Source organism: Magnetovibrio sp. PR-2 (assembly GCF_036689815.1).
Taxonomy (GTDB): Bacteria; Pseudomonadota; Alphaproteobacteria; order Rhodospirillales; family Magnetovibrionaceae; genus Magnetovibrio.
Window position 1 is genome coordinate 170,861 of the sequence record NZ_JBAHUR010000001.1, and the last position, 13,343, is coordinate 184,203.

General features: G+C 55.8%; 12 protein-coding genes and 1 tRNA gene. 7 read left to right on the forward strand and 6 right to left on the reverse strand.

Translation table 11 applies throughout. From position 1 onward, the window contains the following. Positions 1–3: 3 nt before the first annotated feature. Positions 4–819, reverse strand: coding sequence for a bifunctional transcriptional activator/DNA repair enzyme AdaA (locus V5T82_RS00890; RefSeq protein WP_332893688.1), 816 nt, complete (start codon positions 817–819; stop codon positions 4–6). A 62-nt stretch (positions 820–881) separates the two neighbouring features. Here V5T82_RS00890 and nth point away from each other — a divergent pair, with 62 nt between their 5' ends. Further along, positions 882–1,463, forward strand: a complete 582-nt coding sequence (gene nth / locus V5T82_RS00895; RefSeq protein WP_332893689.1) for an endonuclease III — start codon at positions 882–884, stop codon at positions 1,461–1,463. A gap of 50 nt (positions 1,464–1,513) precedes the next feature. Here nth and V5T82_RS00900 read toward each other — a convergent pair whose 3' ends face one another. The 3 genes from V5T82_RS00900 to V5T82_RS00910 form a co-directional block, all read right to left on the reverse strand. Continuing rightward, the gene (locus V5T82_RS00900) at positions 1,514–1,888 is read right to left on the reverse strand and encodes a hypothetical protein (protein WP_332893690.1); all 375 of its coding nucleotides are present in this window, start codon (positions 1,886–1,888) and stop codon (positions 1,514–1,516) included. A gap of 3 nt (positions 1,889–1,891) precedes the next feature. Continuing rightward, complete coding sequence (locus V5T82_RS00905) at positions 1,892–2,644, reverse strand: EI24 domain-containing protein (protein WP_332893691.1); 753 nt, start codon at positions 2,642–2,644, stop codon at positions 1,892–1,894. A 218-nt stretch (positions 2,645–2,862) separates the two neighbouring features. Beyond that, positions 2,863–4,365: a hypothetical protein gene (locus V5T82_RS00910; protein WP_332893692.1), complete on the reverse strand. Its 1,503-nt coding sequence runs from the start codon at positions 4,363–4,365 to the stop codon at positions 2,863–2,865. A 111-nt stretch (positions 4,366–4,476) separates the two neighbouring features. Between V5T82_RS00910 and V5T82_RS00915 the strand changes: the two genes are divergently transcribed. The 3 genes from V5T82_RS00915 (at position 4,477) to typA (ending at position 7,611) form a co-directional block, all read left to right on the forward strand. Further along, positions 4,477–4,574: transfer RNA gene (locus V5T82_RS00915), tRNA-Trp, on the forward strand. Positions 4,575–4,640: 66 nt separating this feature from the next. Then, positions 4,641–5,639, forward strand: coding sequence for an adenosine kinase (locus tag V5T82_RS00920; protein ID WP_332893693.1), 999 nt, complete (start codon positions 4,641–4,643; stop codon positions 5,637–5,639). A 136-nt stretch (positions 5,640–5,775) separates the two neighbouring features. Continuing rightward, positions 5,776–7,611, forward strand: coding sequence for a translational GTPase TypA (gene typA, locus V5T82_RS00925; RefSeq protein WP_332893694.1), 1,836 nt, complete (start codon positions 5,776–5,778; stop codon positions 7,609–7,611). 46 nt (positions 7,612–7,657) lie between these two features. On the opposite strand, the gene V5T82_RS00930 is transcribed toward typA, so the two are convergent. Beyond that, positions 7,658–8,782, reverse strand: coding sequence for a GGDEF domain-containing protein (locus V5T82_RS00930; RefSeq protein ID WP_332893695.1), 1,125 nt, complete (start codon positions 8,780–8,782; stop codon positions 7,658–7,660). A gap of 105 nt (positions 8,783–8,887) precedes the next feature. Between V5T82_RS00930 and arfB the strand changes: the two genes are divergently transcribed. Beyond that, positions 8,888–9,316 carry an alternative ribosome rescue aminoacyl-tRNA hydrolase ArfB gene (arfB, locus tag V5T82_RS00935; protein ID WP_332893696.1) on the forward strand — a complete coding sequence of 143 codons (429 nt, stop codon included), beginning with the start codon at positions 8,888–8,890 and terminating at the stop codon, positions 9,314–9,316. On the opposite strand, the gene V5T82_RS00940 is transcribed toward arfB, so the two are convergent. Beyond that, entirely contained in the window at positions 9,311–10,057 is a 747-nt protein-coding gene (locus V5T82_RS00940) for an alpha/beta fold hydrolase (protein WP_332893697.1), read from the reverse strand. The two genes, arfB and V5T82_RS00940, sit on opposite strands and share 6 nt — an antisense overlap. 247 nt (positions 10,058–10,304) lie before the next feature. Here V5T82_RS00940 and V5T82_RS00945 point away from each other — a divergent pair, with 247 nt between their 5' ends. Then, a complete protein-coding gene (locus V5T82_RS00945; RefSeq protein WP_332893698.1) occupies positions 10,305–11,693 on the forward strand; it encodes a sensor histidine kinase in 1,389 nt (462 codons plus the stop codon). 64 nt (positions 11,694–11,757) lie between these two features. Continuing rightward, positions 11,758–13,305 carry an AmpG family muropeptide MFS transporter gene (locus V5T82_RS00950; RefSeq protein ID WP_332893699.1) on the forward strand — a complete coding sequence of 516 codons (1,548 nt, stop codon included), beginning with the start codon at positions 11,758–11,760 and terminating at the stop codon, positions 13,303–13,305. Positions 13,306–13,343: the final 38 nt, after the last annotated feature.

Here is a 13,343-nt window from a genome sequence, read left to right on the forward strand (position 1 = left end):
AATTTATGCGCTGTGGACAGTTTCCCACGCCAACAGTGCGTGTTTGCGCGCACTCCCCCAGCGGTAGCCGTCAACCAGCCCTGTTTCGCGGATCACTCGGTGACACGGAATGATCACGCCGACGGGGTTTGCGCCGACCGCACCGCCGACGGCCCTTGCGCTTTTTGGCGATCCCATATGAGCGGCCACACGTTTATAGGTAGACGCCGTACCCGGTGGAATTTGGATCAGCGCTTGCCAAACCTTGAACTGAAACGGTGTGGCTTTGACATGCAGCCGAACGGGGTTTTCGCGGCCTGATCCGAACAGCTGATCGACCAGCGTGGTGTCGGGTGCGACAGAGCAGAGAGACGCGTTCGGCCAGCGCGCCCGGGCTAGGTCCATGGGGGCAAGGCCGGGTTCCACAAACTCAAACCCACAAAGTCCGCGATCCGTGCGCATTTCAACCGCGTCTCCAAAAGGGGTCGGGACGGGAGCGACAGTGATCGATAAGGCTTCCCCACCATTTTTGAACTCCCCGGGGGTCATGGCGTCGAGGCTGATGAACAGATCGTGCAGGCGCGACGGGCTCGACAGGCCCACGTCCAAGCTCGCCCCCAAAACGCTTTCGCCCGCTTTCAAAAGGTCTTGGGCATGGGCCAAGGTGAGGGCGCCCAAAAACTTTTTCGGGCTCACCCCGGCCCAGCGCACAAACAGGCGTTGAAAGTGAGAGGGGCTCAAACCCACCTCTGCCGCCACTTGGTCCAAGTCCGGCTGGTCCAAGCGGTGGTCCACAATGAAGCGGATGGCTTTTTCAATGCGGGTGTAGTCATTGCTCATAAATGGAGGTTAGCGTTTTCCGCCCTTGGAACCCACCCGGTTCTTGCGCTAGTGTTTGCGCCATGAAAAAAGCTGACATCCAAGAGTTCTTCACCCGCCTGCGTGCCGGAAATCCGGAGCCAAAATCCGAGCTCAACTGGACCAATCCGTACACCCTTGTGGTCGCGGTTTCTTTGTCCGCGCAGGCCACGGATGTGGGCGTCAACAAAGCCACCGAAAAGCTGTTCAAAATCGCCGACACGCCTGAAAAGATGTTGAAGCTGGGCTTGGGCGGGCTCAAAGAGCACATCAAGACCATTGGGCTTTACAACAACAAAGCCAAAAACGCCTTGGCCATGAGCGAGATGTTGATCCGCGATTACGGCGGCGAGGTCCCCCGCGACCGGGCCGAGCTGGAAAAGTTGCCCGGCGTCGGCCGCAAAACCGCCAACGTGGTGTTGAACGTCTGTTGGGGCGAGCCCACCATGGCCGTCGACACCCACATCTTTCGCGTTTCCAACCGCACCACTTTGGCACCGGGCAAGACCGTCTTGGCGGTGGAAAAGAAGCTTTTGAAAGTGGTGCCGGACGAATTCATGGTGCACGCACACCATTGGCTGATTTTGCACGGGCGCTACATTTGTAAAGCACGCAAGCCCGATTGATTGAATTGTGTGGTTTCGGATGTGTGCGGGTTTAAGGGTAAGACCACGGCCTAGTCTTGCAAGGTGCTCAGGCACGCGGCGCGATCCGTATTCGAGCCCTTGGCGTCCCGCGCATCAAAATGCAGGACTTTGAAGTCTTCGTTTTCGTCATAGAGAAAGACGTTCAGCACACACGCTTGGTTTTTGTACTGCCAAATGTGGGCGTTTAAATCTTGGCGGCTGAAATCCGGCCGGCCCATGTGGCTGAGCAACCACGGCCCCTTTGCGCCCAACAATTGCTGCGGGGTGATTTTGGGCTTGGCAGGTTTGGCGGGTTTGGCCGTTTCAGCGGGCTTTTGCGTCTCAACCGGTTTGGTCGCACCACCGCCGCACGCGCCAAGCGTGAGGCCGAGGCTCAATATCAAAAGCTTAAACGTTGTGGGCATCCATCAAACTTCAGTTGGGGGTGTGCTTTCTGGCGGAACCGTGACGGCTCCCCCCTTGTGATGGATTACGGGCTTTTCGTCAATGTTGTCCTTCAACCGCCACGCTTCGAACAGGTGCACAACGGCAGCCGTGGCGATCACGGGCGTGAACAGGTTCAAGATCGGAATGCTCAACATGAACGCAAAGCCGACCCCGGCGATAAACAACGGAAACCGCCACCGTTTGCGCATGGCGGTGGTGTCGGCATAGGTCATGCGGCGATTGGCGACCAGCTCAAAATATTCCCGGCTGAGCAAATAACCGTTCAACGACCAAAGGGCGGCAAAAAACAGCGGCGGAATGATCAGCAGGGGCAGACACAACAAGTTCAGCCCGATGGTGGAGCCCAATAACTTAATGCTGGGCCAGATGGATTCTTTGAGCGTCTGGCCCGGGGCAACAGGACGGTCGGGGTAGTGGCGCGCTTCGACCGCGTCGACAACCTTGTCCAACATCAACGAACCGACAGCGATAACCACGGGCGGGAACAGATACCAGGCCGAAAAGATCGCGGCAAACTGCCCCAAAACATCGAGAAACCACTCCAACGGGCCGATCATCACAAACGTGGTGACGGACAAAAGGACGTGAATGCCGATAAACAGGGCGACAAACAGGCCGGCGGACAGGCCAATGGATTTCCACACGACCGAGCGCGTCTTCGGATCGGACAATTGTTCGAATGCCTTGTAATAAGACGAAATAATCAAGCTCATAAACGAAAGTCCCCCGGCGGTCGTGCCTGTTTCATACGTTTTAGAGAAATAAACCCGAAACGGCGGTTTCGCAAGGCCTACACCCTCAAAACCCCGTCATACGCGGGCTTGACCCGCGTATCCACGCCTGAACCCCCTGAGTATGAGGATGGACAAAAAAGACGTGGATGGCCGGGTCAAGCCCGGCCATGACGGTGATGGTCGGCCACGTAAAGGCCTCAATCCTTCATAATCAACCCCGTAAAACCCGCCACCGCGATGGTGGTGAAGACCCAACCGAGGATGATGTGGGCCCACATATAAACCTGAACCCATCCGCGTTTGGGGGCCCAATTATCCTCTTGGCCCAAATCGACAAAAGGAATAAGCACATCCGTCACATAGGCAAACGCGCTGAATTCGACATAATCCGCTGGCAGCCCGTAGCGTGTGGGTTCACCAAACACGCTCTCCAACCCAGCCATGGGCCAGGGCGGTGAATAATCCATCCACGTGGCGTCGCAGGTGTCATTGGCCCGAGAATAACACATGTGCGTATAGACCCGGTCCTTGGCCGGTAAGATCTCACCCTTCACTTGGGCCCATTCAAAGATACACAACCCCATGAGCCATACCGCCAGCAGAAATCCCAAGGCGCGGAGTGGCTGATAGCCATAACCGGACAGCACCCGCCATAATCCCAACTTAAAGCGCGACCACCATGTGGATTTCTTTTCATGTTGTTGCTTGCGCACCAAGTAATCGCGGTAGGCTTCTTGCTTGGCGATGGCAATCTTACGGGGATCACGTTCATGGCCGGCGCGGCGCAAACAGGTGATCAGTTGTTCATAGGGTTGCGGCCAGTATTTGGGCTCCCTTAGATAGGTTTCACGAGGCATGTGCCCTAACCAGTCAATCAGATGGTCGGCCCCCAAATCAGTGCCGAGGTTTTCATACACAAAGCCATCCATTTCAAAGTCTTCACCGCCCTCGCGCCAACCGCTGCCGTCGTCAATATAAACGCCCACGCTTGCATGACTAAAATTCACGGTGCCCAGGGGGGGATGTGCAAAACCACGCCAAAACAATCGGCCCTGAATGCAGCCGCGTTCCATGGTGAAAGCTGTTTGCCCTTCATGTTCAAACCGGGCATTGGTGCAATCCAAAACGCCGCCAATATAAGCCCCCAGCAATCGGGCCTCCCCCTTTACGGAGGCCTTTTGCAAAACCACATCGCCCTTGGTTGTGAGGCCATCGGCAAAAAACCCGGGCAAGAAGCTGCCTGAAAAACGGATCCAGGTTACGGTGGCGTATAGCAGCATGACCTCTTGCTCAAAGCGGCTTTCCACAATTCTCAACGGCTTGGTCAAGTGAGCGAAACTGAGATCCAGGTGCCCGGAGATGAAAGCCCGCGAGATGCCGATGCCTTTGACATCCATGTGGTAAAGGTCGGGGTTGAGGCACAGATGGCGTAAAAACCGGGCGCGGATGGTTTGCTTGGGCTCCCAGACGCTTTCATCATCAACATCCAGATGTTTTGATATCTCAGCCACTTCACCCGTCTTCACGGTATCCAACACCAACTGCTCCGCCGGCGTTAAAGCCACGGCGCACCCTGTTTTTTCGTCGAAAGCGAGTTCGGAATCTGAAGTTGTCATGGGAAAGTATTTACCCGTTTTGGCCGCAATGTCTAGAGACAGATATGTCCCCTCCACCGTCATGCCCGGACTTGATCCGGGCATCCACGTCTGAACCCCCAGAGTAGATGGAAAGTAAAGACGTGGATGGCCGGGTCTGGGCCCGGCCATGACAGGATTTGGGAGGGTGCGGGGGCCTCTGGTTACGTGCTTTTTCGGGAATGACGGCCCAAGGGGGGCGGCGGTCTCCAAAACCGCTGTTCGCGGGTTTAAACCCCCGCGCCTCCTTTTGCTGGACGCCCCGCTATTCCTGGCTATACTGCGGCCAAATTCTAGGCCTCCAGTTTTGGGGGCTCTTACTGTTTTGAGGAGATTTCACCATGTCTGACGCACGCCTGGACGTTTGCGGGATCGGTAACGCCATCGTAGATGTGTTGAGCCACGAAGATGACGACTTTTTGACCCGTCATGGCATGACCAAGGGCACCATGGCGCTGATCGATGCCGATCAGGCCGATAAGCTTTATGACGACATGGGTCCGGGCATTGAATGCTCGGGCGGCTCCGCTGCGAACACCATTGCGGGCATTGCGTCCCTGGGCGGCAAAGCGGCGTTCATCGGCAAGGTCAAGGACGACCAGCTGGGCAAAGTGTTTCGCCACGACATCAAAGCCATCGGCGTGGACTTCCCGACCTCTCCGGCCGAAGACGGACTGTCCACCGCGCGCTGCCTGATCAACGTCACCCCGGATGCCGAGCGCACCATGAACACGTTTTTGGGCGCGTGTGTCGAGCTGGGCCCGTCGGACGTGGACGAAGACGTGGTCCGTGCCTCGCAAGTCACCTATTTGGAAGGCTATCTGTGGGACAAAGACAACGCCAAGGCGGCTTTTGTAAAAGCGGCTGAGCTGGCCCATGCGGCGGGGCGCGAAGTGTCGCTGTCCCTGTCCGACCCGTTCTGTGTGGACCGTCACCGCGATAGCTTCCTGGAGCTGGTGGAAAACCATGTCGACATCTTGTTCGCCAACGAAGACGAGATCATGTCCCTTTATCAAACCGACACCTTTGACGCGGCGTTGCAATACGTGCGTGGGCACACATCGGTGGCTGCTTTGACGCGTGGTGCCAAAGGCTCCGTCGTGCTCCAAGGTGACAAGCTTCACATTTCCGACGCCGAGCCCGGTGTAAACGTGGTGGATACCACAGGTGCGGGCGATGCTTACGCGGCGGGTTTCCTGTTTGGCTATACCGACGGCGGTCAAAACGACTTGGCGCTCTGTGCGCGCATGGGCGGAATTGCCTCGGCTGAAATTATTTCTCACTTCGGGGCCCGCCCGGAAGTGTCTTTGAAGGATCTTGTGGCCGAAAAAATCGGCTAACCAACGCATTGCTCCGATCCGAAACCCGCTTGTGGGTTGAGGCAAGGCCGACTGGCCGCCGCGCGAATGCGCGTGAGCCAAGCGAGCACAGCTCGCGCCCGGCGCTTGAGGGGCCAATATAAAAAGGAATTCCAATATGGAATTACGCAACATTGCGATTATCGCTCACGTTGATCACGGCAAAACAACCCTGGTTGACGAGCTCTTGAAACAGTCCGGCACGTTTCGCGACAACCAAAAGGTTGCCGAGCGCGCCATGGACTCAGGCGAGCTGGAGCAAGAACGCGGCATCACCATCACCGCCAAGCCCACATCGGTGGAATGGAAAGGCACGCGCATCAACATCGTCGACACCCCAGGTCACGCAGACTTCGGCGGCGAGGTGGAACGCATCTTGAGCATGGTTGACGGCGTGTGTTTGTTGGTGGACGCCGCCGAAGGGGCCATGCCGCAAACCAAGTTTGTCACGGGCAAAGCGTTGAAGCTGGGCCTTAAACCCATCGTCATCGTCAACAAGGTGGACAAGCCCGAACAGCGTGCGTTCGAAGTCCAAGACGAAATCTTCGATCTGTTCTCCGCCATGGAAGCCAACGACGATCAGTTGGACTTCCCGACCATTTTTGCCTCCGCCAAAAACGGCTGGGCCGCGTCCGAGCCCGATGGTGCGCAAGACAATATGGACGTAATTTTCGACACCATCTTGGAACACGTGCCCGCACCGAAACAGATCGCAAACGACGATTCCCAGCTGCCGTTTTCCATGTTGGCGACGACGCTGGAAAGCGACAACTTCTTAGGCCGTGTGTTGACGGGCCGGGTTGAAACCGGTATCGCCAAACCGAACATGACCATCAAAGCCATGAGCCGCGACGGCGAAGTCATCGAACAAGCCCGCATCACCAAGCTGTTGGCGTTCCGTGGTCTCGAACGCGTTCCGGCCGACGAAGTGCACGCAGGTGACTTGGTCGCCATCGCGGGTTTGCAAAAAGCCACCGTGGCCGACACCCTGTGCGACACGGCTGTTGAAGAACCCCTGACGGCTCAGCCCGTTGATCCGCCGACCTTGGCCATGACGTTCTCGGTCAACGATTCGCCGTTGGCGGGCACCGAAGGTTCCAAAGTCACGTCGCGTATGATCCGCGATCGCTTGCTGGCCGAGGCGGAAGGCAACGTGGCCCTTCGCATCACCGAGGCTGAAAACAAAGACGCCTTCGAAGTCGCCGGACGTGGCGAATTGCAGTTGGGCGTGTTGATCGAACAAATGCGCCGCGAAGGCTTTGAGCTCACCATTTCACGCCCGCGCGTGTTGATCCGCGAAGACGAAAGCGGCAGCCGCGAAGAGCCGTTGGAAGAAGTCACCGTCGACGTTGACGAAGAGTTTTCCGGCATCGTGGTCGAAGCCTTGTCTCTGCGCAAAGGCCAAATGAAAGAAATGCGGCCGTCGGGTGCCGGCAAAACCCGCCTGATCTTCCACGTGCCCGCACGCGGCATGATTGGTTACTACGGTGAGTTCCTGACCGAAACACGTGGCACAGGTATCATGTCCCGTGTTTTTCACAGCTACACATCATACCAAGGCAAGCTGCCCGGTCGTCGCAACGGTGTGCTGATCTCCAACGCACCGGGTCAAACGGTGGCCTATGCTCTGCAAAACTTGGAAGGCCGCGGTCCGCTGTTCATCGGTAACCAAATCAAAGTTTACGAAGGTATGATCATCGGCGAACATTCGCGCCCGGGTGATCTGGAAGTCAACCCCATGAAGGCCAAGCAGCTCACCAACGTGCGCGCGTCTGGTACGGACGACGCCGTGCGCTTGACCCCGCCCATCCGCATGTCCTTGGAACAAGCCATCGCGTATATCCAAGACGACGAACTGGTGGAAGTCACGCCCGAAAACGTCCGCCTACGCAAACGCCACTTGGACCCCCACGAACGCAAACGCGAATCGCGCAAAGCGGAGGCTGAGGGTTAAGAAACAAAACGGGGCTGATACAAGCCCCGTTTTTTGTGTGTGCTTATTAGCTTTCGATGTAATGCCCAGGCTTTTCTTTGGATTTGCCTTTGGCGGTGTACATTAGGGCATCTGCCGCTTTGACCAATGTGTCTGAATCGATAAATGAATCAGGCCCCGTTTGGGCAACGCCGATGGAAAAGGTGACACCGCTTGTTTCGTGGGCATCGTAATTTTGGATCAGGCGTTGGCAAATGTCAGCTGCAACGGCTTTATCGGTGTTGGGCATGATGACGCAAAATTCGTCACCGCCATAGCGACAAGCCACATCAACATCGCGGATGGTTTTTCGTATCGCATCACCGACACACTCTAAGATACGATCACCTTCTTTATGTCCCATATTGTCGTTGACGGCTTTGAAACCGTTGAGGTCGAAATAGACAATCGACAAAGGGCGTGAGTTGCGCTCGGCGACGGAAATTTCGCGGCGCAAGTAATCGAAAAAGGCGCGCTGATTGAATAGGCCTGTGAGACCGTCGCGAATGGATTGCTCTTGGAGTTGGCGGGTGCGTTCTGCGACCGTTGATTCGAGGCCTTCGGCGTAATCTTCCAGCTCAATTTTCGCGACTTCAACTTCGGCGACGAGAGACGAAATGTAGGTGTCGAAAACAAGCTGCATATCGAACATCAACAGCTTGTGGATGGATTTGCGTCCTGCATCACAAATGTCGCAGTTGTTGGTTTTAGAGCTCTGCTCAGAAATATATTGGTCCAACAACGTTTGCAGCAAATTGACGGCGGACACATAAAGCTTGGGGGACACGCCAATGCGTTTGTGCACTTTGCCGATGCGCAGGCGTTTGTTGACGTATTCGGCATCGTAAAAGCCTTCAAACATCTCAAGGATATAACGGCGCATGGCTTGGCTCAGGCGTTGCAAGGTGTCTGCGTCACCAATCAACAAAGAGATTTCGTTGCTTTTGAGTTGGGCCTCGTAAAATCTGTCGACAATTGTATCCACGCCGTCAATGATGATGTCTTTGACAGACTTTAAATGCTGTTCATCTTCGTCGGTAAAGCCCAACAAGGTTTTGCGATATTCAATTTCACGTTCCGTAATTTGCATTTGTTCCGCGAGGGTCTTATCTGTGGCTTTACGATGTGTCAGGCTATCTGCAGATGAATCCATGGGTTTGGCCTTTTTTAAGAACATTCGTATCTATATGTGAATGATAACCCGATTTATCATATGAAAAATACATCTCATATGAATTGTTTTGTTTATGGCTTTGCTATGCTTGTTGTTACCCCCACCCTCTCCATCCCCGAAGACCGTCTCGATGAAAAATTCGTGCGGGCACCCGGTGCGGGGGGGCAGAATGTGAATAAGGTGGCGACGGCGGTGCAGTTGCGCTTTGTCGCCAAAGGCTGCCCCGGACTGTCTCACGCGGCGTTTCTGCGGCTCAAAGCGTTGGCGGGCAAGCGCATGACGGCGGATGGGGTGGTGGTGATTTCCGCCTCAAACTTTCGCACCCAAGACTTGAACCGCAAAGATGCACGGGATCGTTTGGTGGATTTGGTGCGCCGCGCTTTGGTATCGCCTAAAAAAAGGCACAAGACGCGGCCGACAAAAGCGTCGAAAGAACGCCGCCTTCAATCGAAAAAGCGGGCAAGCGATATCAAGCGAACACGCTCAAAGGTGCGCGGCGACAGCGAGTTATAATCCTTTGAGCCACTGGATCACTTTGGCCGCACCCTTCATCGGCGTATTGCGGTGGCTGGCCCCGTCAATGACCACGTAGGCGTTTTTGGGATTGGCGGGGGCGTTGGCAAACGCATACGCCTCGCCGCGCTTAAACATGTTGTCTTTGGTGCCGACCATCCACAACAAAGCTGTGCCGGGTTTCAGCTGGGCGGTGTTGTTGGGCATGTGCGCAGGGCCGTTGGGCGAAAACCAGGACACATACGTTTTCGCCGTCATGCTCACGGTTTTTTTGCGGCCTTGGTTGATATCGGGGTAGCCGCTGACTTTGTCGCCCTGCCCCGCATCAACGGCGGTTTGGGCCTGTTTGTAGGCATGGCCCAGGCGGTCTTGATAGTTTTGATCTTCGGGGATGTGCCCGGGAGCGAGCGCCAAGACCCCCGCGAGGCCGTTGCGGCGCGCGCCGTATCCCAGTGCGGCATTGGCCCCCATGCTTTGACCCGCCACCACAATTGTGGTGGCCCCTTGGGACTTGAGCCGTTGAACCGCTGTGTCGATGTCGGTCATGGCGCTGTCGAAATCGCGATCGAGGTAGCGCGTGCGCGACCAAGCGACGCTGGGCAGTGCCACCAAAAAGCCAGCGGTTTTCAGCTTGGCTGCCAACTGGCCCATGGGGCTCTTGGGTTTGGTGGTGCTCCATTTACCGTGTAGGACAACGACGCCGACTTGGTCTGCCGCATAACCGGGCGCGGCGATGAACAACGCCGCTAAGGCAATGATTAAAAGTCTAAAGATAATGGTTATCCCCCGCCGGATTGAAGTGTTCTCACGATTTAACGAAAACTCACACGATTAGGCAAGGCGGGCAGGCAAGGCCGCACAGATTGACTAACTATTTTTGATCCAAGGGGAATACAATCAAGCATAAAGAGATAAATCTTGGGTTTGAGGCACACCATTATACTTTTGATGCGTTGACGTTCTGTGGTGCGGGGCCAACAATACGTCCATGGCGGTGCATCATCTGGCAATTGTGGAATGGGTCAAAAGGCTCCCGGTTTGGGCCTTTGTGAGTGTGTTTGTGGTAATCGCCGTGGCGATCTCCGAAACGCTGGTTGTGATCGAAAGCTTCGTGATGCACGGAAAGCTGGATGCGCATCTGATGCTCGCGGGTTTTATTACGCCGCTGATTACGGCCGCGATTATGGCGTGGGTGGTGGCGTGGGTTTTGGGCATTGCCACCGTCGGCCACCGCAATGAAAATAAAGCACGCCTGTTGCTGGTGGACGCCATCGAAAGCGTCAATGGCGGTGTGGTTCTGTTCGACAGCAAAGATCGCCTGGTTCTGTGCAATGAACAATACCGCCACATCTTACCGTGCAGCCCCGAAGTCGTCATTCCCGGCATCACGTTTGAACAGTTACTCCGTGAATTGGCGAAGTCCGGCACCTACTTGCCAGACGATATCGATGCTGAAACATTTTTGAAAAACCGGGTCGAAGCGCACCGCAAGGGCTTAGGCGTCAGCAATTATCAGGTCAAAGACGGGCGTTGGTTCGAAATTGAAGAACGGCGCACCAACGAAGGCGGCGTGATCGTCATCGTGCGCGACATCACCCAGCAAATGCAGGCGCAACACGAATTGGAAAAATCCCGTGACGAAGCCGCGCTGGCCAATAAAACCAAGTCGGAGTTTTTGGCTTCCATGAGCCACGAGTTGCGCACACCCTTGAACGCCATTATCGGGTTTTCCGGCACCATGAAAGACGAATTGTTCGGTGCTATTGAGAATGAAAAATATCTCGATTATTTGGGCGACATACACCGTTCTGGCGAACATCTATTGGAGCTAATCAACGATATTTTGGACGCATCAGCGATTGAGGCTGGCGCCATGTCCTTAAACGAAAGCATTATCAATCTAGGGGACATGATAAATGTGTCGCTGCGTTTGATAAAGCCACGCGCCTTGACGGGTAAGGTGTCCCTGTCAACGGACATTGCTATTGGCTTGCCGCAAATCCAGGGTGATGCTCGTCGGGTGCGCCAGATTTTGTTGAATCTGCTCAGCAATGCTGTGAAGTTCACACCTGAAGATGGCAAAATTAAAGTCCGCGCGTTTATGAACGATGACGGTTCTCTATTCATTAGCGTTCAAGACACGGGGATCGGCATGGCTGAGGCGGACATCGAAACCGCCATGAGCGATTTTGGACAAGTGGACAGCGGGCTCAACCGCAAACACGAAGGCACGGGTCTGGGCCTGCCGTTGACCAAGGGCTTGGTGGAATTGCACGGGGGCGTGTTGAAAATCAACAGCGAACCGGGCCAAGGCACGCAAGCCGTCGTTAGCTTCCCGCCCGTGCGTGTGATCCGTTCCGTGCGTGCCGTGTCGTAGATTTTTATGCGCAGAAAATGTCCGCCTTAACCCAATCACAACGCTCACCGTGCACAATCGTCCCATGACAGATCTTCTTCATGAAAAGCCGCATCGGTCTTGGGGCGAAAGTGCGCGCTTGTTTTTCACGCCCAAGGTGCTGGCCATGCTGTTTTTGGGCTTCAGCGCGGGCGTGCCGTTGTATTTGGTGTTTTCGACCCTGTCCGTGTGGTTGCGCGAAGCGGGGGTGGAGCGCGCGACCATCGGCTTTTTCAGCTGGGCGGCGTTGGCGTACGGCTTCAAGTTCGTCTGGGCGCCTTTGATCGACAAACTGCCCGTGCCGGTGTTGGCGCGTTTGTTGGGGCGCAGGCGTGCGTGGCTGTTGGTGGCGCAGGTTTGTGTGATCGGCGCATTGGCGTTCATGGCGCTGACGGACCCCAGTCGCACCGTCACGGCCATGGCTTTGGGGGCGGTGTTGTTGGCGTTTTCGTCCGCGACACAAGACATTGTCATTGACGCTTACCGGATCGAATCGGCGGACGAAGATTTGCAAGGTTTGCTCAGCGCCACTTACATTGCGGGCTATCGCATCGGCATGTTGGTGGCGGGCGCGGGTGCGTTGGAAATCGCCGGGTTTTTGGACGTTATAGAAGGCTACGATTATGCGGCCTGGCGCTCCACTTACTTTGCCATGGCCGGCGTGATGGGTATAGGCGTGTTGACCACCTTGTTTATTGCGGAACCCACTTATAAAAACGGTGTGGCCGACAAGCTCAACGACAAGGGTGATTATGCGCGGTTCATCGCCTTGTTCATTTTGGCCGTGCTGGCGTTTGGCACAGTCTTCGCCCTGTGGCCGGGATTGGCCGAGCACTTAAAAGGCGTGCTGGGTGAAGGCTTGGCGAAGTTTATCGATGGAGCCGGGCGCCTGGCGGCATCGATCTTCGCGGCATTTGTCGCGGGGTCGGCTATGGTGCGCGGGGGCATGGTGCCCAAAGCTTTGGCTCACGAAACGTACGTGGCGCCTTTTGCCGACTTCTTTAAGCGCTATGGCCGGGTGGCATTGGTGATTTTGGCGCTGATCGCCACGTTTCGCATATCCGACATCGTTATGGGCGTCATGGCGAACGTATTTTATTTGGACTTAGGCTTCGACAAACAAGACATCGGCCGCATTTCCAAGGGCTTTGGATTGGGTGCGACGTTGGTGGGCGGCTTTGTCGGTGGCTTGCTGACGGTGCGGTTTGGGGTCATGCGGGTGATGGTCTTAGGCGCCGTGCTGGTGATCGCCACCAATGCGTTGTTTGCTGTTATGAGCCATATGGACCCGCTGATCTGGGTGCTGATGGTGGTGATTACAGCAGATAATCTCGCGGGGGGCATCGCGTCTGCGGTGTTCGTGGCGTATCTGTCGGGTCTCACGTCCCGGGGCTTTACCGCGACACAGTATGCGCTGTTTAGCTCCATTATGATGTTGGTGCCCAAGCTGATTGCCGGGTATTCGGGCGTGGCGGTGGATGCGGTGGGTTATGCTTGGTTCTTCGCCGGATCGGCGCTGATTGGCGTTGTTCCGCTGATTTTGCTGCTGGCTGTGGCGAAATTAACGCCGCCTGTGGTTGTGAAGCGCACATAAACCCTGGAAAACTGCCATATTTTACACCAAATGGCGCG

Coding starts and splice junctions, on each gene's coding strand:
- V5T82_RS00890 (WP_332893688.1), bottom strand. CDS start 819: ATGAGCAATGACTACACCCGCATTGAAAAAGCCATCCGCTTCATTGTG.
- nth (WP_332893689.1), top strand. CDS start 882: ATGAAAAAAGCTGACATCCAAGAGTTCTTCACCCGCCTGCGTGCCGGA.
- V5T82_RS00900 (WP_332893690.1), bottom strand. CDS start 1,888: ATGCCCACAACGTTTAAGCTTTTGATATTGAGCCTCGGCCTCACGCTT.
- V5T82_RS00905 (WP_332893691.1), bottom strand. CDS start 2,644: ATGAGCTTGATTATTTCGTCTTATTACAAGGCATTCGAACAATTGTCC.
- V5T82_RS00910 (WP_332893692.1), bottom strand. CDS start 4,365: ATGCCCGGATCAAGTCCGGGCATGACGGTGGAGGGGACATATCTGTCT.
- V5T82_RS00920 (WP_332893693.1), top strand. CDS start 4,641: ATGTCTGACGCACGCCTGGACGTTTGCGGGATCGGTAACGCCATCGTA.
- typA (WP_332893694.1), top strand. CDS start 5,776: ATGGAATTACGCAACATTGCGATTATCGCTCACGTTGATCACGGCAAA.
- V5T82_RS00930 (WP_332893695.1), bottom strand. CDS start 8,782: ATGGATTCATCTGCAGATAGCCTGACACATCGTAAAGCCACAGATAAG.
- arfB (WP_332893696.1), top strand. CDS start 8,888: ATGCTTGTTGTTACCCCCACCCTCTCCATCCCCGAAGACCGTCTCGAT.
- V5T82_RS00945 (WP_332893698.1), top strand. CDS start 10,305: ATGGCGGTGCATCATCTGGCAATTGTGGAATGGGTCAAAAGGCTCCCG.
- V5T82_RS00950 (WP_332893699.1), top strand. CDS start 11,758: ATGACAGATCTTCTTCATGAAAAGCCGCATCGGTCTTGGGGCGAAAGT.